The following is a 20,857-nucleotide window of genomic DNA, read 5'->3' as shown; positions in this document are numbered from 1 at the left end:
GTCATCGACCGCGGGCGCTTCGTGCATCTCCTGGCGTTCCCCTTCATCCCTGACCGCACGATGCGAGCGCCTGGTGTCGTCGCTCGTCGACCGGTCGCGCGTGCACTCGCCGAGAAGGCCGGCGAACTCGCCGCTACGCACCGCTGAGCACCGTCTCCTCGTCACCTGTCGGCTGCTCCACCACCGGATCGAGGTGACGCAGCGATCGTGCGAACACCCCCACGGCCAGAGCGACCAGCCACACCGCCGTCAGCACGACAGCCGCGACGTACACGGTCACGGTCGCGGTCAGCACCGCGGCGGCCATGATCCCGACCGGCGGGGCTGCGGTCATGACCGCGTTCTGGGTGCCCAGTACCCGGCCCCGCATCTGCTCGGGGACCCGTTCGATCATGAGCACCCCGATCAGGCTGCTGAACAGCCCGCTGGAGAGCCCGACGACGAACGCCCCGCCGAAGACGATCCACACCGAGGCCAGGGGTGCGATGAGAGCGAAGCCGAGCGTCGTCCCGACCAGTCCCGTGACGAACCACGCCCGGCGACGCCCGCGAGCCCCGGCGATCGTGTAGACCAGGCCGCCGACGAGCAGGCCGGCGGCCAGCGCGGTCAGGACGAAGCCGAGCATGCCCGGCTGCTCGACGAGCGTGAAGTACACGGGGAGGACGAGACCCTGCAGTGCGGCCAGCACGACCGCCGAGGCCACGGTGAGGGTCGTGACGGCGAGCAGGAAACGGCTGCGGAAGAGGACGCGCCAGCCCTCCCGCAGCTGCGTCCAGCTGCCCCCCGTGAAGGGCGCGGCGTCGCGCTCTCCGGGGTTGATCACGCCGACGCGGTGCGGGATGAGCAGCGTGGTGAGTGCTCCGGCGAGCGAGGACGCCGCGGTGATCCACAGCACCGTCGACCCGTCGAAGAGCACGATCAGGGTTCCGGCCGCCGCCGGTCCGAGGAGGAGCGCGACCGCACCGAGGGTCTCCCGGAGGCCCAGGAGCCGCTCCGCGGTGATCCCACCGTCGCGCACGATCGCCGGCAGCAACGCGTCCCGAGCGGTCAGCCCGGGGACGTCGCCGAGCGAGCCGATCACCCCGAAGAGGATGAACCACCCCAGGTTCAGCTCCGAGAACAGGTCGATCAGCGGCAGAGCCGCGATCGCCGCTGCCGACACCAGATCGGTCAGCACCGAGGACGTGCGGCGGTTGATCCGGTCGATGACCACGCCCATCAGGAGCCCGGCGAGAACGGCCGGGACGGCCGTTGCCGCAGCGACCGCGCCGGCGCCCAGGACGCTGCCGGTGGTCTGCAGGACGATCAACGGCAGCGCGATCGCCGCGATCGAGTTGCCCAGGACGGACAGGACGTACGAGGACAGGTAGGCGATCGGTACGCGCTTCACATTCTCATTCCGAACTGTGCCGTAGCGGCGCGGTCGAGGGCCGGAGACGCCGTGCGCCGGCGTGCCCACGGTCGGGGCTGGGTCGGCGCAGCCGTGGCGGGCTCCGTCGTGCCGTCACGCTCGCACCGGCGCCACCAGCTCGCGTCGGTGGAACCCACGTAAGTCGTGGCCGTGCCGCCCGTACGTCAGCCGGGGAACGCGATCGAGGCGTTGGAGCAGCTCCGCTCCCGGGCTCGTGCCGACCCGGCCGAGGCCATGGAGGGGCGGCCGACCAGGGGACGGAGCCGCGGCGGTTCTCCTCCGGCATGCGAGCCGCACGACGTCGACTACGTGGTCTTCACCGACGCGAGACCGTCCACGCCGGTGCCAGCCTGGGCCCCGGAGCAGACCAGCACCGCCGACACCAGGAGAACCGAATGACCCTGTCGACCGACATGACAGTGACCAGGAGTCCGGACCGGCGGCGCTACGAGGCCGCCGTCAACGGGACGACGGTGGCGGGCTTCATCGACTACCAGGAGACCAGCGAGCTGGTGGTGCTGAGCCACACCGACGTCGACGCCTCCTTCGAGGGCCGAGGCGTCGGCAGCGCGCTCGCCCGTGCCGCGCTGGACGACGTCCGCGACCGCGGGCTGAAGGCGCTGGTGGTCTGCCCCTTCATCCTCGGCTGGCTGCGCAGACACCGCGAGTACCGCGACGTGCTCTTCAACGCTCCCCCGGCCAAGGTCACCGACTAGTGGGGCGGGACACCGCTGTGCCGTCCGGAGACGACCTGCACGGATCCCTCCGGCCTGCACCCGGGATCGAGAGACCCGACTTCTCCGGGCTGCGCGCGGTCTACGTCAACTGCACCCTCACCCCCTCCCCCGGACGCAGCCACACCCAGGGCCTGATCGACCGCAGCGTCGCGATCATGGAGGCCAACGGGGTCTCCGTGGACCAGATCCGCGCCGTCGACCACGCGATCGCCACCGGCGTCCGCCCCGACATGACCGAGCACGGGTGGGACAGAGACGACTGGCCGGCCCTGCAGACCCGGATCCTGGCCGCTGACATCCTGGTCATCGCCGGACCGATCTGGCTCGGCGACAACAGCTCGGTGACCCGGCGGGTGATCGAGCGGCTCTACGGCTACTCCGGCGTGCTCAACGAGCGCGGCCAGTACGCCTACTACGGGCGGGTCGCTGGCTGCCTGCTCTCCGGCAACGAGGACGGTCTCAAGCACTGCGCGATGAGCATCCTCTTCAGCCTGCAGCACATCGGTTTCACCGTGCCGCCCCAGGCGGACGCGGGCTGGCTGGGCGAGGTCGGCCCCGGCCCCTCCTACCTCGACGAGGGCTCCGGCGGCCCGGAGAACGACTTCACCAACCGCAACATCGCCTTCATGGCCTACAACCTGCTGCACCTCGCGTCGATGATCCGGAGCGCCGGCGGGCTCCCCGCCTACGGCAACCAGCGCACGGCCTGGGACGCCGGTTCGCACCCCCACCTCGCCAACCCGGAGTACCGATGACCACGCCGACGACGAACTGGCCGAGCCTCCGCGTCTCGGACTGGACCCCCACGCGCGAGACGCTGCACATGTGGACCCAGATCGTGGGGAAGATCCGCATGGCCCACGCTCCGCTGATCAACCACTGGTGGCAGGTGACCCTCTACGTCAGCCCGCGCGGACTGACGACGTCGGCCATCCCGCACCTCACAGGGGTCTTCGAGATCGAGTTCGACCTCCTCGGCCACCGGCTCGAGGTCCGCAGCAGCACCGGCGGCGTCGGGGGCTTCCCACTCCGGCCGATGCCGGTTGCCGAGTTCTACGCCCGGACCCTGGACGTGCTCGCCCGGCTCGGCATCGAGGCGCCGATCCGGCCCCACCCCAACGAGGTCGACCCGGCGATCCCCTTCGCCGAGGACCACGAGCACGCCTCCTACGACGGCGAGGCGGCCACCCTCTTCTGGCGGCAGCTGCTGCAGGCGAACCGCGTGATCGGCGAGTTCCGGTCCCATTTCGTCGGCAAGGTCAGCCCGGTGCACTTCTTCTGGGGCGCGATGGACCTCGCCTGCACCCGCTTCTCCGGGCGCACTGCCCCGCCGCACCCCGGAGGAGCGCCCAACTGCGGCGACTGGGTCATGGTCGAGGGCTACTCCCGGGAGCTGTCGAGCTGCGGGTTCTGGCCCGGTGGCGGCGAGGAGGGCGCCTTCTACTCCTACGCCTACCCGGCACCCGATGGCTTGGCCGAGCAGCCGATCGGTCCCGACGGGGCCTACTTCAGCACCGAGTTCCAGCAGTTCCTGTTGCCCTACGAGGTCGCCCGGGCCGCGCCCGACCCGGACCGCGCGGTCGCCGAGTTCCTCCGCACCACGTACGAGGCGCCCGCGGACCTCGCTCGCTGGGACCGCGCAGCGCTGGAGGACGATCCTCGCCGGTGGCACCGGGCCCCAGCGCCCGCCGACCGCTGAGGCGGTCCGCGCACTCCCGTCGACCGGAGGTCCAGGGGCCGGCTCCCCTCACCCGGCCTCGGAGGTCCGCCGCTCCTCCATGTGCTCGGCCTCGTCCTCGGCGCGGTCGAAGGTGTACATGACCACGGTCGCCGTACTGGTGAAGGCGGCGACGAGCGCGAGCAGCAGCGACGGGACGAATGCCGACGGAGGAGGCAGCCACCCGCCGGCGGCCCACGGTAGGACCACCAGCAGCAGGACCAGGACGGTCGTGGCGATCTCGTTCACGGCGACGGACGCCGACAAGCGCGTCGACCCCCTCGCCATGATCCGGCGGGAGGTGTCGACGGTCGCCGCGACGAGCGCTGCGCCCAGCAGCGCGAAGGACGCCGCCGCCCACCCGGGTCCCATCCCCACGAGGACGACCGGCACGAGCAGCGGGAGGCTGTAGGCCACGAACACCCACCGGGCGCCGGACCGCATGTACCGGTCCGCGGCCGCGCCCGGCCCGCGCTCGGAGTGCAGCGAGGAGTTGAGGTAGAAGAACACCCCGAGGGTGAACGTGCCGAGCAGGGTCGCGGAGATCCCGGCCATGCCGAGCAGGAATGGGTCCGACACATCTCGCACGTGCTCGACCCCCTTCCGCGGGCGGGCGCATGGTCACGACCGCCGGGAACCCGGTCCGGTCATCGGCGCCGGGCAGCGGCCGACCTTGCAGGTGAGCCCGCCCTCCGGTGGCCTCGAGCTGCTCGGGTGCGAACCGGTCGTCCCGGGGCCGCTCGTCGTCCTCCGTTGCCGTGGCGCAAATCTCGCAGCACTCGCGGCTCCCTCGCGTCGGTGGAAGACACCTAGGCTGCCGACGAGAACAGCCGGCTACGGACGAGGAGCGCTGGTGGGGCTCGTGGGCCGGCACGCCGAGCACGAGGCGGTCGGGCAGCTGCTCGCCGGGGCGCGTGCCGGGCGCAGCGCCGCCCTCGTCGTGCGCGGGGAAGCCGGGATCGGGAAGACCGCGCTGCTGGAGCGCGTCCGCGACGCGGCGGTCTCGTCCGGTTTCCGGGTGGAGCACGCGATGGGGGCCGAGTCGGAGACGCAGTTCGCATTCTCGGGGTTGCACCAGCTGTGTGCACCGCTGCTGGACCGCGCCGGTGCGCTGCCCGACCCGCAGCGGGCTGCTCTCGGCGTTGCGTTCGGGCTGCGCGCCGGGACGGCGGCCGACCGGTTCCTGGTCGGGCTGGCCGTGCTCAACCTGCTGGCCGAGGCCGCCGAGGAGGACCCGCTGCTGTGCCTGGTCGACGATGCGCAGTGGCTGGACCAGGCGTCCGCGCAGGTGTTGGAGTTCGTGGCTCGGCGGGTGGGGGCCGAACGCTTGGTGCTCGTGTTCGCGGTGCGCGACCCGGACGAGGGCGAGACTCTCCCGTTCTCCGGGCTACCCGAGCTACGTCTGGCCCGGCTCGGTGAGGCCGACGCGGAGGCACTGCTGACCGCCACCTCCCGCGTCCCGCTGGACGAGGTCGTACGCGCCCGCATCGTGGCCGAGGCACGTGGCAACCCCCTGGCGCTGCTGGAGCTGCCCCGCAACGCGCAACCGGCGCACCTGGCTGGGGGGTTCGAGCTGCCCGATGGGCCGGACGTCCCTCGCCGCGTCGAGCACAGCTTCCAGCACCGTTCGGGCAACTTGCCGGCCCAGACGCAGCTGCTGCTGCTGGTCGCCGCGTCCGAGCCGACCGGCGATGCGGCGCTGTTGTGGCGTGCCGCCGGGCAGCTCGGGCTCCACCGCGACGCCGCCGTGCCCGCGGAAGCGGCCGGGTTGGTGGAGATCGGCACCCGGGTGCGGTTCCGCCATCCGTTGGTGCGCTCGGCGGTCTACCAGGCGGCCAACGCACCGGACCGTCGCCGCGCCCACGGTGCCCTGGCCGAGGCGACCGATCGGCAGGTCGACCCCGATCGCCGTGCCTGGCACCGCGCGCAGGCCGTGTCCGGAGTCGACGAAGAAGCCGCCGCGGCGCTGGAGCGCTCGGCCGGCCGAGCACAGGCCCGTGGCGGGGTGGCGGCCGCGGGCGCGTACCTGCAGCACGCGGCCGAGCTGACCCCCGAGCCGCCCACCCGTGCGAGACGGGCGCTCGAAGCCGCCTACGCCAAGCACGAGGCGGGCGCGTCCGCCGTCGCGCTGGAGCTGCTGTCGGTCGCCGCAGCCGGACCGCTGGACGCCCTGCAACACGCCCGCCTCCAGCTGCTGGAGGCCCAGGTGGCCTTCCACCTGACCCACGGCAGCGTTGTGCCCGGGAAGCTCCTGGATGCCGCCGCGACGCTCGCGCCGCTGGACCCCGCACTGTCCCGCGAGACCTACCTGCACGCGCTCGATGCGGCGACCATCCTCGGTGGACCGAGGCGCGGCCTGCTGGAGGTGGCCGAAGCCGCCCGGGGCGCTCCCCCACCGCCCGGGCCACCGAAGCCGGCCGATCTGCTGCTGGACGGCCTCGTGACGGCGTTCACGAACGGCTACGGAGCGGGCGTGCCCGGCCTGCGCCGGGCGGTGCAGGCGTTCCGTGCGCAGGAATCGACCGCCGAGGCGAGGGCTCACGACGACAGCCACCGCTGGCTCTGGCTGGCCAGCCGCACCGCCGCGGGGCTCTTCGACGACGAGATGGCCCTCCTGCTGGCCCGCCGCAACGTCGCGCACGCACGCGAAGCGGGGGCCTTGGCGGCACTCCCGGGAGCGCTCGTCTTCCTCGCCGCTTCGCTGGTGCTCACCGGCGAGACGTCGCAGGCCGTCGAGCTCACCGCCGAGGGCGAAGAGCTGACCCGCGCCACCGGGGCAGTTCCGCTCCGGTACGCACAGCTGGTCCTCCTCGCCTGGCGCGGCGATCGAGCCCGGACCGAGGAGCTGTGTGCGGCCAGCATCGAGGAGGCGGCCGGGCGTGAGCACGGCACGGAAGTGGCCCTCGCCCACTACGCGATGTCGGTGCTCTCCAACGGGCTGGGCGATCACCCGGTCGCACTGGACGCCGCCGCACGGGCGTGCGAGGCCCACGAGCTGACCCACAGCAACCTGGCCCTCCCGGAACTCGTCGAAGCCGCCGCCCGCTCCGGCCGGCCGGATCGTGCGGCCCCCGCCCTGGAGCAGCTGAGTGCGCGTGCCCGCGCCAGCGGCACCCCGTGGGCGGTCGGGATGGCGGCTCGGTCGCGCGCGCTGACCAGCACCGGGGCGGCAGCCGAGCAGGACTATCGCGAGGCCATCGAGTCTCTCCGGAACTGCCAGATGGCCACTCACCTCGCCCGCACCCATCTCGTCTACGGGGAGTGGCTGCGCCGGGGGGGGCGCCGCCAGGACGCGCGGGACCAACTGCGCACCGCCCACGAGATGCTCACGGGCATGGGCGCGGAGGCGTTCGCCGCCCGGGCCGCCCGCGAGTTGCGCGCCACCGGCGAGCACCCGCGTAGCCGGACCGAGCAGTCCACCGATGCGCTCACCGCCCAGGAGCTGCACATCGCCCGGCTGGTGGCTACCGGGGCGACCTCCCGGGAGGTGGGCGAGCAGCTGTTCCTCAGCCCGCGCACGATCGAGGCCCATCTGCGCAACATCTTCCGCAAGCTGGGCATCACCTCCCGCCGGCAGCTCAGGGACCTGCGGCTCCCCTGACCGGAGGGCCGAGGTCGTGGCGTTGCGCGAAACGCCAGGCGAACTCGGCGACGTCCGGTCCGGCCCGGTCGGTGAAGAGGCCTTCGCCGTCAGGCCCCGGCCACGCGTGCTCCATCTCGGGCACGAGGAGGTACTCGACGAGCGTGCGCCCCTCAGCGGTGACGTGGACGGTGTGCTCGTACGCGTGGCGGCCCCGGGTGGCGGGGACGGACGTCGTGGTGGCGGTGAGCGCGAGGCTGTCGTTGAGCAGGCCGTCGTCGACGAGGTCGTTGACGTGGGTCCACTGCTCCACGAGCCGCTCGCCGACGATCGTCGGGACCACGTCGTCCTGACCGCCCTGGACGACCAGCAGGGGGACGTGCCGCTCCCGGTCGGCCATCTGCGCCCGTGCCTGCCGTGCCGTCGCGCTCACCGGCGTGCCGTCCGGATCATCGGCATCGACCTGGTCCAGGCCGAACTCACCACCGGCGACGGAGGTCGCCGTCGCGAACACGTCGGGGTACGTGGCGGCGAGGACGACGGCCGCCCCCGCTCCCGACGACGCCCCGGCGACGTGCACCCGGGCCGGATCGGCGCCGTAGGTGTCGACCACCTCGCGCGCGACCCCGGCCAGCAGTGCCGGTTCGCCGGCGCCGCGTTGCTGGTTCCGCGGATCCGCCGAGTTCCAGCAGTTGAGCAGGCTCTCGAAGGGCTGCTGCGTCGGGTAGACCACGATGAAGCCCTGGCGGTCGGCGAGCACGTCGAACTGCGTGGTGCGCTGCATCGAGTTCCAGCCGAAGCCGGACATCCCGCACCCGTGGATCGCCATCATCACCGGCAGCTCGGTGCCCCCGGCGTACTGCGGGGGCAGGTGGACCCGGTAGTTCTGCCGGGTGCCGTCCGTGGCGTGATGGACGTGGTCGCGGTCCCCCGGCCCGCCCGCCCACGGCCACCCGAAGTGGAGCACGCTGAGGACAGCGACGACCGCAGGGACGAGCAGCACGGAGACCACCGGAGCGACCAGGCGCCACCCGCCACGGGACCGGTGCGCTCTCACCGGATGACCGCCCGCACGGCGGTCGCGATCGGGGTCTCGCCCTGGGTGAGCTCGAGGATCTGGCGCCGGATCCGCGGTTCGTGCAGGAGCTCGGCCAAGGTGGCCGCGACGTCCTCCCGCGGTATCTCGTCGTGGGGCTGGGCTGGGCCGAGGGCGATCCTTCCGGTTCCGGGGCGGTCGACGAGCATCGAGGGCCGGAGGATCAGCCAGTCGAGATCGCTCAGGGTGACCGCGACATCGGTCAGCTTCTTCACCGCGAAGTAGTGCTCCGCGTCGTCGTCGAGGGCGCGCTGGCGCCAGGCCTCGGGCAGCACCGAGACCAGCGCGAAGCGCGACCCACCGGCCAGGCGGGCGGCCTCGAGGGCGGTCACCACACCGTCGCCGTCGACCGCATTCGTGACCCGCCTGCTCCCGCCGTTGGATCCCGCGGTGTACACCAGCACGTCGACGCCGCGGAGCATGGCCGCCAGGGCATCGGCGGACAGGACCCCGATGTCGCCGACGCGCACGGCCACGCCCCGCGCGGCGAAGTGCGCCCGCTGGTCGTCCAGCCGCACCAACCCCGAGACGACGTCGCCTCGGCTGGTCAGTTCCCTCTCGAGCAGTCCGCCGACGGCTCCGCTGATCCCGACGACGAAGACGTTCACGACGTGTGCCCTCCCTCGAGCGTCCGTCCCGGCGCCGGGGGCCGACGACCCGTGCCGCCGGTCACGGCCGGACCGGGCCGCCCGACCGGGCCGCCGCCCGGTCCCGCAGCGCGGCGTTCATCGCGGCGAAGCCGGCCTCGGTGTCATCGAGGACGCGCCGCACGAACGGGACGAGCAGGCCGCTGAACACCTCGCGCTGGGCGAAGCGGGTCCCGCCCCCCGGCAGGGGCTCCAGGCGCAGCTCGTGCTCGCCGTCGAAGATCCCCGGCAGGAGGAGCCGGCCTCGCCAGCGCAGGAGCGCGCCGTCCTCGACGGCGAGCACGGTCGGCCGGAAGGTCATCGACCGCCGTCCGGGTCGGATCGTCACGGACAGGGGTTCGCCGACCGCCGGCCGCCCGGACAGCTGGGTCATGAACGGATTCCACTCGGCGTACCGGTCGGTGTCGGCGAGGACGTGCCAGACCGTCGCGGGTGACGCCGGGATGTCGATGGCGTGCTCGATGGTCCTCATGGCTCTCGTCCCGGTCCCGCGCTCAGGACGAGCCGAGGAAGGCCAGCAACGCCGCGTTGACCTCGTCGGCGTGGGTCCAGAGCAGCCCGTGCGGGGCGCCCTCGACCTCGACGTACTGCGCCTCGGGGAGGAGCTGGCGGAAGCGGCGGGCAGTCGCGTCGATCGGCAGGATGTTGTCGGCGGTGCCGTGCAGGATCAGCGCCGGCTTGCCGCTGGTGCGCACCGATTCGACGTCGGCGCGGAAGTCCTCGATCCAGGCGGGGACGACGGCGTAGGCCGCCACCGGCGCACTGGAGACGGCGACACCCCAACTGGCGGTGACCGCCTCCTGGCTGATCCGGCTGCCGAGGTTCTCGTCGAGGTCGTAGAAGTCGGCGAAGAACTGGCTGTACCAGGCGTAGCGGTCGCCCCGTGCGGCGGCCTCGATGCCGTCGAAGACCTTCTGCGGCACACCGTCGGGGTTGTCGTCGCGGGCGACGAGGTACGGCTCCAGCGAAGCCAGGAAGGCGAGCTCGGCGATCCGGTCGGACCCGTGCCGCGAGACGTAGCGGGCCAGCTCACCGGTGCCCATCGAGAAGCCCACGAGCGTCACCTCATGGAGGTCCAGGGTCTCCAGCAGCGTGGCCAGGTCGTCGGCGAACGTGTCGTAGTCGTAGCCGGAGCCGACCTTCGACGACCGGCCGAAGCCGCGCCGGTCGTAGGTGATGACCCGGTACCCGGCGGCGAGCAGCTCGCGCGTCTGGCGCTCCCAGCTGTGCCCGTTCAACGGGTAGCCGTGGATGAGGACGACGGGCCGGCCCGCGCCCTGGTCCTCGTAGTAGAGCTCGACCGGGGTGCTGTTCTCCTGGCCGACGCTGATGTGTCCCATGATCTGTCTCTCCCTCTGTCGGTCGAACCTGTTGCTGGTCGGGGTGGCGGAACGGCTGCCGCGGACCCGGCCGGGACCCGGGGTGGTCACTCGGTGAACCAGGTGGCGACGACGATCCCGAGCGGGACGAGCGCGAAGCTGCCGTAGCAGGCCAGCACCAGCCAGGCCGACGCCAGCGACGTCCGGATCACGGCGACCCGGCGGGCAGCCGGCCGGATCGAGAGCGGAGCGGCGCTCCACCTCAGCGGTCCCTCGGCCCGGCTGGTCGTCGCCATGTCGGAAGACTCGCCCGCCGGGCGGCACCTTCGCGTCGGTAGGAACCCCGTAGATCCTGCCGACCTGCGCCTCCGCCGAGCCGCCAGCCGGCTCCTGCTGGGTCGTCGGCCGAGCCGAAGGGATCGAGGTGGTCCGGCAGAGGACGCCCGAGCGGACGGATGGCCGACGGCGGCGCTGCAGTCGCCGAGGGCCGCCGTGTGCGCCCCTCCCCCGGTGGGATCTCCGGCGTGCGTCGCCGGACCGAGCGGCGGCCGGCCCGGGACTCCTCGGCGAGCTGCCGGGAGGCCGTGACCGAAGCAGGTTCGGCGTCGGAGGGCGGCCGTGACGGAGCGTCGAGGGACACGGGGTCCCCGCCGGCGGGCGCGGTCACCGGCGCGGCTCCCAGCGGAACATCCGCCGGGCGACCGCGATGGCGACGACCACCCAGGCGAAGGTGGGCGCCAGCAGCGGCAGTGAGTCGGCGAGCGGGACACCGCCGTTCCAGGCATCCACGACCAACTCGGTCGCGGAACCGCCGGGCAGCAGCCGCTTCAGCCAGCCGAGCTCCTCGGTGCCGCTGATGCCGACCCAGCTGGCCACGGCGATGACGCCGAGGCTGAGCGGCAGGGTGGTGATCTGGGCGTGTTCGGGCGACCGGGTGACCCCGGCCGTGGCGATGCCCAGCGCGAGCATCATGACCAGCGCCGCGGCGATCGCCGCGACGAGCAGTGCCACCTGTGCCGGCGCCACGCTGACCCCGGCGAACACCACGAGGATGACCGCCACCTGGAGCACCGCGGTCACGGCGACCGGGAGCACGAGGCCGGACAGGATGGCCGGGTCGCTGGCCGCCGTCGAGCGCAGCCGCTTGAGGAACAACGTCTGCCGGCGAGCGGCCAGCGTGGTCACCGTCGTGGCGTACAGGCCGAACGCGGCGACGGTGAAGACGAGCACAGCGGCGACGTAGCCGAGGCTGCCGATCCGTTCGAAGGTGTCGCGGGACCAGATGAAGAAGGCCGCGGCCGCCGCGGGCATGAACAGGTTGGTGATCAGCACGGCCCGGTTGCGGAAGATCTGGACGAGCTCGCTCTGCGCGATGGTGAACATGGAGGTCCTCTCGGGGTCGGTCAGGAACGCCCTGCGGCGGTGCCGATGGCCCGGAACACGTCGTCCAGGCCGGTGGGCGCCGCGGCCAGCCCGGGCAGTTCGACCGCCCGGTCGTCGGCCCAGTCGAGCAGCTGCTTGAGGTCGGACTGCAGGTCGAAGGTCTCGATGACGTAGCCGCTCCCGTTCACGGGGGCGGAGTGCATCGGCGGGGCCGGCGCACCGACCGGCAGCGAGAAGCGGATGGACGCCGGGAAGGCCTTGGTCAGCTCGGCGACCGTGCCCTGGGCGACGAACCGGCCCTGGTGCATGAGCCCGATCCGGTCGGCCCGCTGCTGGGCCTCCTCGAGGTAGTGGGTGGTGAGCACGATCGTGGAGCCGTGCTCGCGCAGCTCCTGGACGGCGGCCCACAGCGCGTCGCGGGACGCGATGTCCAGCCCCGTGGTGGGTTCGTCGAGGAAGACCAGCTCGGGACGCCCGTACACGGCGGTCGCGAAGTCGACCCGGCGCTTCTCGCCGCCGGACAGCTGGCCGACCTGGGTGCCGGCCTTCGAGACGAGGTCGGCGAGGCCGAGCACCCGGTCCACGTTGTCGGTGCGCCCGGTGAGCCGACCGATCAGACGCACGGTCTCCGCGACGGTGAGGTCGGGTGAGAACCCGCTCTCCTGCAGCATGATCCCGGTCCGCGGGCGCACTGCCCGGCGGTCGGTCGGGCTCGCCCCGAAGACGCGTACGGCACCCGATGACGCCCGCCGGTGGCCCTCGACCACCTCCAGGGCCGAGGTCTTGCCCGCTCCGTTGGTGCCGAGCAGCGCGTAGAGCTCCCCCGGTTCGACCTGGAAGGACAGGTCGGTGACCGCGGTGAAGTCGCCGTAGGTGACGGTCAGCTCGTCGACGTCGATGACGGGGGTCGTTGCCATGCGTCCATCCGACCGGCTCCCGCTGGGGGTGCCCAGTGCCGTAGCGTCAGTTCCCGGTGTGACGCCCGCCTGTCGTGCTCATGACACGGCGTCACTGGTGCCGGGGTGCGACCTCGTCCGACGATGGGACGTTCTCTGCCCCTCGTCCAGGAAGCAGCCCATGGAGACCCGGACCACCCCCCGGCAGCAGGCGCTCCCGCCGCTCGCCGGTCCAGCGGCGGCGATGACCTCGCGGCGACGGTTCCGGTCGCTGAACCTCACCCTGTTCCTGCCCCTGCTCGCGGTCGTCGGCGTGCTGCTCGTCATCCGGCAGGCGCAGACGTGGTCGCAGGTGGTCGTCCTGGGGCTGGGCGTGACAGCAGCGCTGGTCGCCTTCGAGCGGTGGACCGCCGGCGACACCTCCCGGGTCGCCGTCCCGTGCCTGGCGATCGCGGCGACGGTCTGGCCGTACGGCGTGCTGGCGACGGACGGAGACATCCAGGCCGCCTACTACCCGCTCGCCATCGTGAGCGGCCTGACGATCCCCGCGCTGCCCCGTGCCCGGGCCGCCGCAGCTGCCGGGGTGACCGCCTACGTGGCCGCAGTGGGGGCGCTGGGCGTGGTGACCTCGGCAGCGCCCGGCGTCGACGGGCTGCTCGCCGACGTGATCCTGCCGACCGGCTTCACCGCGATCCTGCTCGGGCTGATGTTCCCCAACAAGCGCTTCTACGACGTCGTCGCGGAGCTGGAGGAGTCGCGGGAACGGGAGGCGGAACTCGCCGTCGTCCGCGAGCGGATGCGCTTCGCCAGCGACCTGCACGACATCCAGGGCCACACCCTGCACGTGGTGAAGCTGAAGATCGCGCTGGCCCGCAAGCTGCTGCACACCGATCCGGCACGCGTGGAGCAGGAGCTGCGCGAGGTGTACGACCTGGTCGGCGACACGATCGGGCAGACCAGGGAGCTGGCCTACGGCCGGCGCAGGCTCAACATCGCCGCGGAGCTCGAGAACGCGAAGAACCTCCTGGAGGCAGCCGGCATCCACGTCCACGTCGACTGCCGCACCGAGGCCCGTGCCGACGATCTCCTGGCGCAGGTGCTCCGGGAGACGACGACCAACATCCTGCGCCACTCGCGGGCGACGCTCGTCCGCGTCGCATTGTCCGAGAACGGCCTCAGCGTCGTGAACGACGGCGTCCGGGAGGAGGGCTCACCCGAGCTGCGCGGACTCGCCGACCTGGCCCGCCGGGTGTCGGACGACGGCGGTGAACTCACCGTCGAGCGAGCGGACGGGTGGTTCCGGACGACGGTGGTCTTCCCCGCGACGCCCAGCCCTGGCGAGCGGGCGGCCACGGCCGGCGAGGCGGGCCGATGACCACGGTCGTGCTGGCCGATGACGAGGTGCTGCTCCGGAGCGCCCTCGCGTCCCTCCTCCCCCTGGAAGGGGACATCACGGTGCTGGCCGAGGCAGCCGACGGCGCATCGGCCGTGACGGCCACGCTCGCCCATCGGCCCGACGTGCTGGTCGTCGACCTCGAGATGCCCGGCCTCGATGGGCTGGAGGCCGTCGCCGACATCCGCCGCGTACTGCCCGATCAGGTGGTCCTCATGCTCACCCGGCACGCGCGGCCCGGCGTGCTGCGCAGTGCCCTGAAGCTCGGCGTCCAGGGCTTCGCGAGCAAGGCCGCCGAACCCGCGCACATCGCCACCGTCATCGCCGCACTGCACGGCGGCCGGAGGTGGATCGACCAGGACGTCTCGGCGGCGGCCATCGTCGACGACTGCCCGCTGACCGACCGGGAGCTCGAGGTGCTCAGGGTGACCCGCGACGGGTACTCCGTCGCCGAGATCGCCGGCCGGCTGCACCTCGCGCCCGGCACGGTGCGCAACTACCTGTCCAGCGCCATGCAGAAGACCCAGACCCGTACCCGGCACCAAGCGGCGCGTTACGCGCATGAGCACGACTGGCTGTGACCATGCCCGGCGGGCCGGCAGGTCCTGGCGGCGGGATGAGCCGACGGACTGCGGGTCGGTCAGCACCGGTGAAGCACCAGGAGGTCGGCGGGCGCCCCTCCTCCACCAGGCGGTGCCCGTCACCGCGGGCCTCGGACCTCACGTCGACTACGACTGCAGGCGTGTGCGCATGTGGCGTGTCGCCCCTCGGACACCAAGACGAATCCCACGGTCCTCCGGCCGGCGGTGGGTCTGCTCTTCCCGGCGTCGGCACTTCGACGCGATGCCCGACGGACACCTCGGGCCGGCCCGGCGTCGCCTGGGTCGCTGACCGACCCGTTGGGCGATGAGCCACATCGCCCCGGACACGCTGAGCGGGTCCGGCCATCGGTAGCAGTACCCGAACGCCGGCCTCCCCCGTCGAGCATGGCGGGGCCTGCCCGTCGGAGACTCGCGCCGTCACAGCGATCAGATCCTGCTCGCCGAGGCCGGCGAATGACCGTGACGTCCCGCTGAGTGGAGGATGTAGCCCTCACCGTGTCGGTCAGCCGTGGAGTGGCCATGACGATCAGTGCCGGCTGCGCCACCTCGGTCGCGGGAGCCGGCCGGTTGAGCAGGGCGAGCACGTTGCGCATGAAGTGCACCCGGCAGCGTTGCCACGCCGCTTCTCTCGACCGCACCGTCCCGTCCGTCCGGGGCCCGTCGTCCCGGCGCCATTCACCGCAACACGTCAGCCGCGTGCGCATGTACCGTGTCGCCCCTCGCACACAGGCGGACTCCCGCCGGGGTCCGGGACTCCTGAGAGGCGGAGCTCATTCCTGGCACGGCGAAGCCACCATGGGCAGCACCGGAAGTCGGTCGGACGGAGCCCGAGCGGTCCGCAGCAGGACCCGTCAGGTGAAGCTGATGAGGGGCTTGATGATCCCGTCTTCCTTGTCCGCCATCATCTGGAACGCCCGCTCGACGTCATCGAACGCGAAGCGGTGGGTCGTCATCGGGGTGGGGTCGATCCGACCCGTCTGGAGCAGCCGGATCAGGCGTCCCATTCGCTCGCTGCCCCCGGGGCACAGCCCGGTGTGGATCGCCTTGTCGTTCATGCCGAGGCCGATCGCATCCAGCGGCAGCTGCAGCGGTGCGGGGTTCTCCCCGTGGTAGCCGATGTTGGAGATGCGACCTCCGGCCTTGGTCGCCCGCACACAGCCCTCGAAGGTCGCCGGGAAACCGAACGCCTCGATGGCAGCGTCCACACCCTCGCCACCAGTCAGTTCCATGATCTGCTCGACGGGGTCGCCCGCGGTGAAGTCGACGACGTCGTCGGCACCGAACTTCCTGGCGAGCGCCTGTCGTTCGGGCCGGGACTCCACGGCGATCACCCGCCCGGCCCCCAGCAGGTTGGCTCCGATCGTGGCGCAGAGCCCCACCGGCCCCTGCGCGAAGACCGCGACGGTCTCACCGAACTGGATGCGGGCATGCTCGGCACCCATGAACCCGGTGGACAGCATGTCGCAGGTGTAGACGGCCTGCTCGTCGGTCACGTCGTCCGGTATCGGCGTCAGATTGGCGGTGGCCGCGGGCACGATGAAGTACTCCGCCATGTTGCCGTCCATCTGGGCGGTGTACCGGTAACCCCCCAGCGCACCCCCGCACTGGCTGGTGAACCCGCGCTGGCAGTAGTCGCAGCGGAAGCAGGGGGTGACGGCGTTGACCGCAACCCGTTGTCCCTCGGTGAACCCCGACACCGCCGAGCCCAGGGCATGGACCACCCCGACGGATTCGTGACCGAGCGTCCGGCCGTTCTCGACAGGGAGGGCACCCCTGACGGTGTGCACGTCGGATGTGCAGATCAGGGACGCCGTGGTCCGGACGACGGCTTCCTCCGGTCCTGGAGTCGGGATGGACTTGTCCACCACTGCCGTCTTCCCGACCTCGGTCATGACGAAAGCACGCATCGTGTCGGCCACGGGGCACCCCTTGCCTCCAGCGTCGGACCTGAGCCCACGGAGGTCGAGCCGGCCCACGACTCCCCGACGGGGTCGATGACGTGCAGGGTCGCGCAACCGCGTCGGCACGCACAAGCCATCCGCGTGCGGCACGTGGGAATCCGGGACCAGGGTCGCCTGGCGTCGGCAGCCCATGCGGTCGCGCCGAACATGCGGTCCTCCGGCACGTCCTCCAGGGCCCGGGCGTGACGCACACCTGGATCGTCTGAGCTACGTCGTCCTCTGCACGCCCCACGCAGAATCTGCACCATGGCCGGAGTGACCGGGCACCGCCCGAAGCAGCCTCGCCGCGCCCGGCAGGCTCAGTGACCCCGGAAGGCCTCCTCGAGCCACCACGACGGGCGGCCGCGCGCCACCTCGGCGTCGACGAGCAGGGGCGCGCTCCGCCGGCCGGCGACCCAGGACGCCACCGGGGCGAGGTCCTCGACGTCCCGGACCGTGACGGCTTCGAACCCGTGGCCGCGCGCGATCGCGGCGAAGTCCGTCGCCGGGCAACGGACCGTGTCCAGCACGGCCGGCGGGAGTTCCTCGGTTCTCCTGTCGGCACGTCGGCAACTCCCCTGAGGCGGAGTTCCAGCTGTCCTGGTCAACACACCTGGCTGGCACCGTCCGGGAGCACCACGATCTTGCCCACGTGATCGCGGCGCAGGAACTGCGCCTGGGCGTCGTGGATGGCGGAGAGCTCATGACGCGCGGCCACCCGAGGGATGATCTCGCCGGCCCGGGCGTGCTCCACCAGCTTCGTGAAGTGCTCCGCAGTGTGCATCGTCGACCCGATGAGCCGCCGGTTGTGCAGGTAGAGCCGGCGGAGGTCGATCGCGGCGACCGGCCCGGCCACCGCTCCGGCCACCACGGCCCGCCCACCGGGCACGAGGACGTCGATCAGCTGCCCGAGCTGATCGCCGCCGACGACGTCCACCACGGCGTCGACGCCGCCGGGATGGACCGCGCGCACCACGGCGACGACGTCCTGGACCGACCCCGAACGGTCGATGGTCCGGGTCGCACCCGCCTGCTCGACCAGGGCCGCCTTCGTCCGCCCGGTGACCGCCGTGACCAGAGCCCCGCGGGCAGCGGCGAGGCCCACCGCGGCCAGCCCCACCCCACCGGACGCCCCCGTCACCACGACGGTCTCCCCGGGCATGATCCGGGCTCGCTCCAGCATCCCCATGGCGGTCCCGGCCGCGATGGGGAGGCAGGCGAGCTGCTCGTCGGTGAGGGGCGACTCGGTGACGTCGTGGACGCGGACCGCGTCCACGACGGTGTAGTCGGCGAATCCCCCGTCGAACTCGCTGCCGAGCACGGCCACGATCGGTGCGTCAGGCCCCTCGTGGGCGTAGCGGGCGGGGTCGACCAGCACGCGGCGTCCGACGAACTGTGGTGCCACCTCCGGGCCGACGGCATCGATCACCCCGACGACGTCCCCACCCTGGATCCGGGGGAATGCGATCGGACCGAGCCACCCCGCCCGCGCATCCGGGTCCTCGGCGGTCCCGTAGGCCCCCTCGCGGGTCCACACGTCGGTGTTGTTCAGCCCCGCGGCGCTCACCCGCACCCGGACCTGCCCTCGTCCCGGGAGCGGGATCGGGATGTCGCGCCGGACGACGAGGACCTCCGGGCCGCCGAATCCGGTGAGGACGGCGGCCGTCATGGTGGGCTGTTCGCGCACCTGCCCAGCGCTCCTCTCCGAGAGCCGATGCCCGAGTCCCCACTCGGATCTCGACGCCGGCGTCGTGGTGCACGGGCGTCGTCCGGTCGCGAGCTGGCCAGCACGGCGGTCATCAGCTGCGCCATTCCTACCGCTCGATGCGCACATCCGCACGGGTTGCCTCGACGTACTCGCCGATGCCTCGTCCACCGGATCAGCCGCGACGTGCCGACGCCGGCCTCACCGAGCAGCACCGTGCCCGCCCGGCGCCGCGGGCGGCCTCGTCGACGGCACGGACCAGGTGGTCCCGCTCGGCGCGCCGGCCGATGATCCGTGGGCGGAGGAGCAGCTCCACGGGTGCGTTCTCCCCCGGTGTCAGCCCGCACCCGTGCAGACGGGTGACACAGCCCTCGTTCGAGGACCGCACGGCGGGCCGTAGGCACTCCCCCGCCACCACGGGCGGCCGGATGGCCTGCAGAGCGGCCGCCCACGGGGTTCAGTGAGCCAGGCATGTCCCGACCTGGGTCTCCAGGAGGCACTGGGGTGCCCCGCGTCCGGTGGAGTCAGGTGTCGACGCGGCCCGTCTCGTAGGCCCACATGACGATCTCCACACGGTTGCGGGCACCGAGCTTGCGCATGAGAGCGGCGATGTGCGTCTTGACGGTGCTGAGGCTGATGGACAGCTCGTCGCCGATCTCGCCGTTGGTCCGCCCGCGAGCGGCAGCGAGCAGGACCTGTTCCTCTCGTGCGGTGAGCGCCTCGACGGGCTCGGGTGGCCTCGACCGCGCGCGCCGGTCGGCGAAGGAGGACAGCAGCCGAGCCGTGACGCTCGGTGCGATCAGGGCGTCGCCACGGGCAGCGGCATGGACGGCCTGGGTGAGCATCTCCGTACCGGCGTCCTTGAGCAGGAAGCCGCGGGCGCCGGCCTCCAGCGCGCCGTAGACGTGGTCGTCGAGGTCGAAGGTGGTGATGACGACGACGGCCAGCGGATCGGCGACGTCGGCTCCGGCGAGTTGCCGGGTCGCCTCGATCCCGTCGACCTCGGGCATGCGGATGTCCAGCAGGCACACGTCGGGGCGCAGTGAACGGGCCAGGGCGATCGCCTGCCGGCCGTCGGCGGCCTCGCCGACGACGGCGATGCCCGGTTGGGCGTCGAGGATCATGCAGAGCCCTGCCCTGACGATGTCCTGGTCGTCGGCTACGAGCACCCGGATCGTCATGACGCACGCACCGTCCGAGGGAGCGAGGCGTGGACACTCCAGCCGCCACCTGGGTCGGGTCCGGCGCGCAGGGTGCCCCCGAGCAGGCTCGCCCGCTCGGCCATGCCGCGCAGCCCGTACCCACCGTGCGGAGGGCTGGTCGTGCTCGCCTCGCCGTCGTCGTGCACCCGCAGGTCGACCTGGCTGCGGCCGGTGGTGACGTCCACGCTGACGTGGGTGGCGCCGGAGGCGTGCCGGGTCGCATTGGTGACCGCCTCGGCGGCGATCAGGTAGAGGGCGGTGCCGACTGCGGGGTCGACGGCCTCGACGTCACCGGAGACCTGCACGCGGACGCCCAGCACCTCGCCGCCGGGACGAGCCAGCCGCTCGATGTCCGCCACGCCCCGGCGGGGGGCGAGATCGGCGTCCGTGCCATCACGGAGCACCCCCACCAGGGCGCGCATCTCCTTGAGCGTCTGGGACGCCTCCTCCTCGATGGTGACCAGGGTGGCCAGCGCACGCTCCGGATCTGCGGCCGACAGCGCGCGACCTGCCTGTGCCTGGACGGCGATGGCCGAGACGCGGTGGCCGACCGTGTCGTGCAGCTCGCGGGCCAGTGCGTTGCGCTGGCGCAACCGCACCTGCTCGATCTCGCGGTCACGGCTCCCGGTGCGGTAGCGCACTGCGGCACCGAGCGCGGCCGAGAACAGGAAGAAGCCGTAGCCGGCGACCACCTCCGCGGGTGAGGCCGGGACCGCGGCGAGGGTGACGGGCAGCCAGATGAGGACGATGCCGAGTCCGAGCGCAGCCTCACGCCCTGCTCCCCAGCGCAGCAGGGCGTAGGGCAGGACGAGCACCCCGGCGATGCTGTCCAGGCCGGTGACATCGACGGCCACGATCCTCGCGATGTCGAAGGCGAGGAGGGTCCCGAAGGCAACGGCGACTGCGGCCAGTGGCCGGGTGCGCCGCCACAGCAGGCTCGCCGCGACGACGACGCTGACACCGACCACCAGCGGCGCCCATGCCCTGTCCTCGCGCAGCAGCACCTCGACGAGCGAGATCGCGACGAGACCCCAGAAGAGCGCCCAGTCCCGCCACACCCGCAGCGGTGCGCCCGGCGGGCGAGGCTCGGCCCAGATCCCAGCAAGCATGCGTCCCCCTCCCGGCCAACCTAGGGGGGCCGGCGCCCGGGCGGATCAGCCGGAAGTACGGCGGATGTCCCGTCCCCGCGGCCAGGACGACTGGAGCCCGCAGGCGGATGTGTGGCCCGT

Annotated in this window: 20 protein-coding genes; 6 read left to right on the top strand and 14 right to left on the bottom strand. The window is 72.5% G+C overall.

The genetic code is table 11. From position 1 onward, the window contains the following. Positions 1-133: 133 nt before the first annotated feature. Positions 134-1,390, bottom strand: coding sequence for an MFS transporter (locus FB380_RS17540; RefSeq protein WP_166756636.1), 1,257 nt, complete (start codon positions 1,388-1,390; stop codon positions 134-136). A gap of 416 nt (positions 1,391-1,806) precedes the next feature. On the opposite strand from FB380_RS17540, the gene FB380_RS17535 reads away from it, so the two are divergent. Genes FB380_RS17535 through FB380_RS17525 form a run of 3 tightly spaced genes read left to right on the top strand, consistent with a single transcriptional unit; the run spans position 1,807 to position 3,847 of the window. Beyond that, on the top strand, positions 1,807-2,127 hold the full coding sequence (locus tag FB380_RS17535) for a GNAT family N-acetyltransferase (protein WP_188959654.1): 321 nt from the start codon (positions 1,807-1,809) through the stop codon (positions 2,125-2,127). Between the two features lie 17 nt (positions 2,128-2,144). Further along, positions 2,145-2,903, top strand: a complete 759-nt coding sequence (locus FB380_RS17530) for a flavodoxin family protein (protein ID WP_208383671.1) — start codon at positions 2,145-2,147, stop codon at positions 2,901-2,903. Beyond that, the gene (locus FB380_RS17525; RefSeq protein ID WP_166756635.1) at positions 2,900-3,847 is read left to right on the top strand and encodes a DUF5996 family protein; all 948 of its coding nucleotides are present in this window, start codon (positions 2,900-2,902) and stop codon (positions 3,845-3,847) included. Before FB380_RS17530 ends, FB380_RS17525 begins: the two co-directional genes overlap by 4 nt. A gap of 48 nt (positions 3,848-3,895) precedes the next feature. Here the strand turns inward: FB380_RS17525 and FB380_RS17520 are convergent, their stop codons facing one another. Beyond that, positions 3,896-4,444 (bottom strand): hypothetical protein, encoded by a 549-nt coding sequence (locus FB380_RS17520; RefSeq protein WP_166756634.1) that lies wholly within the window; start codon positions 4,442-4,444, stop codon positions 3,896-3,898. 274 nt (positions 4,445-4,718) lie between these two features. On the opposite strand from FB380_RS17520, the gene FB380_RS17515 reads away from it, so the two are divergent. Then, positions 4,719-7,466, top strand: a complete 2,748-nt coding sequence (locus tag FB380_RS17515) for an ATP-binding protein (protein WP_229682228.1) — start codon at positions 4,719-4,721, stop codon at positions 7,464-7,466. Here FB380_RS17515 and FB380_RS17510 read toward each other — a convergent pair. The 7 genes from FB380_RS17510 to FB380_RS17480 form a co-directional block, all read right to left on the bottom strand. Then, positions 7,444-8,448, bottom strand: a complete 1,005-nt coding sequence (locus tag FB380_RS17510) for an extracellular catalytic domain type 1 short-chain-length polyhydroxyalkanoate depolymerase (RefSeq protein ID WP_166756632.1) — start codon at positions 8,446-8,448, stop codon at positions 7,444-7,446. The two genes, FB380_RS17515 and FB380_RS17510, sit on opposite strands and share 23 nt — an antisense overlap. A gap of 50 nt (positions 8,449-8,498) precedes the next feature. Beyond that, a complete protein-coding gene (locus FB380_RS17505) occupies positions 8,499-9,149 on the bottom strand; it encodes an NAD(P)H-binding protein (protein WP_166756631.1) in 651 nt (216 codons plus the stop codon). 61 nt (positions 9,150-9,210) lie between these two features. Continuing rightward, positions 9,211-9,660 (bottom strand): SRPBCC domain-containing protein, encoded by a 450-nt coding sequence (locus tag FB380_RS17500; protein WP_166756630.1) that lies wholly within the window; start codon positions 9,658-9,660, stop codon positions 9,211-9,213. Positions 9,661-9,682: 22 nt separating this feature from the next. Then, a complete protein-coding gene (locus FB380_RS17495) occupies positions 9,683-10,528 on the bottom strand; it encodes an alpha/beta fold hydrolase (protein ID WP_166756629.1) in 846 nt (281 codons plus the stop codon). 86 nt (positions 10,529-10,614) lie between these two features. Beyond that, positions 10,615-10,803, bottom strand: coding sequence for a hypothetical protein (locus FB380_RS17490; RefSeq protein WP_166756628.1), 189 nt, complete (start codon positions 10,801-10,803; stop codon positions 10,615-10,617). A gap of 367 nt (positions 10,804-11,170) precedes the next feature. Continuing rightward, the gene (locus FB380_RS17485) at positions 11,171-11,890 is read right to left on the bottom strand and encodes an ABC transporter permease (RefSeq protein WP_166756627.1); all 720 of its coding nucleotides are present in this window, start codon (positions 11,888-11,890) and stop codon (positions 11,171-11,173) included. Positions 11,891-11,910: 20 nt separating this feature from the next. Further along, a complete protein-coding gene (locus tag FB380_RS17480) occupies positions 11,911-12,807 on the bottom strand; it encodes an ABC transporter ATP-binding protein (protein ID WP_166756626.1) in 897 nt (298 codons plus the stop codon). A gap of 160 nt (positions 12,808-12,967) precedes the next feature. Between FB380_RS17480 and FB380_RS17475 the strand changes: the two genes are divergently transcribed. Together FB380_RS17475 and FB380_RS17470 are read left to right on the top strand one after the other, a co-directional pair. Further along, complete coding sequence (locus tag FB380_RS17475) at positions 12,968-14,161, top strand: sensor histidine kinase (protein WP_229682229.1); 1,194 nt, start codon at positions 12,968-12,970, stop codon at positions 14,159-14,161. Beyond that, the gene (locus FB380_RS17470; RefSeq protein WP_166756625.1) at positions 14,158-14,760 is read left to right on the top strand and encodes a response regulator transcription factor; all 603 of its coding nucleotides are present in this window, start codon (positions 14,158-14,160) and stop codon (positions 14,758-14,760) included. The genes FB380_RS17475 and FB380_RS17470 overlap by 4 nt, the downstream gene beginning before the upstream one ends. 872 nt (positions 14,761-15,632) lie before the next feature. Here the strand turns inward: FB380_RS17470 and FB380_RS17465 are convergent. From FB380_RS17465 to FB380_RS17445, 5 genes are all read right to left on the bottom strand, one after another. Further along, entirely contained in the window at positions 15,633-16,700 is a 1,068-nt protein-coding gene (locus FB380_RS17465) for an NAD(P)-dependent alcohol dehydrogenase (protein WP_166756624.1), read from the bottom strand. Positions 16,701-17,041: 341 nt separating this feature from the next. Next, positions 17,042-17,251, bottom strand: a complete 210-nt coding sequence (locus tag FB380_RS17460) for a hypothetical protein (RefSeq protein ID WP_208383670.1) — start codon at positions 17,249-17,251, stop codon at positions 17,042-17,044. Between the two features lie 74 nt (positions 17,252-17,325). Further along, on the bottom strand, positions 17,326-18,408 hold the full coding sequence (locus FB380_RS17455) for a zinc-binding dehydrogenase (RefSeq protein ID WP_249522250.1): 1,083 nt from the start codon (positions 18,406-18,408) through the stop codon (positions 17,326-17,328). Positions 18,409-18,950: 542 nt separating this feature from the next. Then, positions 18,951-19,607 (bottom strand): response regulator, encoded by a 657-nt coding sequence (locus FB380_RS17450; protein WP_166756623.1) that lies wholly within the window; start codon positions 19,605-19,607, stop codon positions 18,951-18,953. Further along, positions 19,604-20,737, bottom strand: a complete 1,134-nt coding sequence (locus FB380_RS17445) for a sensor histidine kinase (protein ID WP_166756622.1) — start codon at positions 20,735-20,737, stop codon at positions 19,604-19,606. The genes FB380_RS17450 and FB380_RS17445 overlap by 4 nt, the downstream gene beginning before the upstream one ends. Positions 20,738-20,857: the final 120 nt, after the last annotated feature.

It is taken from the genome of Modestobacter marinus, assembly GCF_011758655.1.
Lineage (GTDB): Bacteria > Actinomycetota > Actinomycetes > Mycobacteriales > Geodermatophilaceae > Modestobacter > Modestobacter marinus.
The sequence above is the reverse complement of the archived record's forward strand: the minus strand, read 5'-3'. Positions and strand labels throughout refer to the sequence as shown.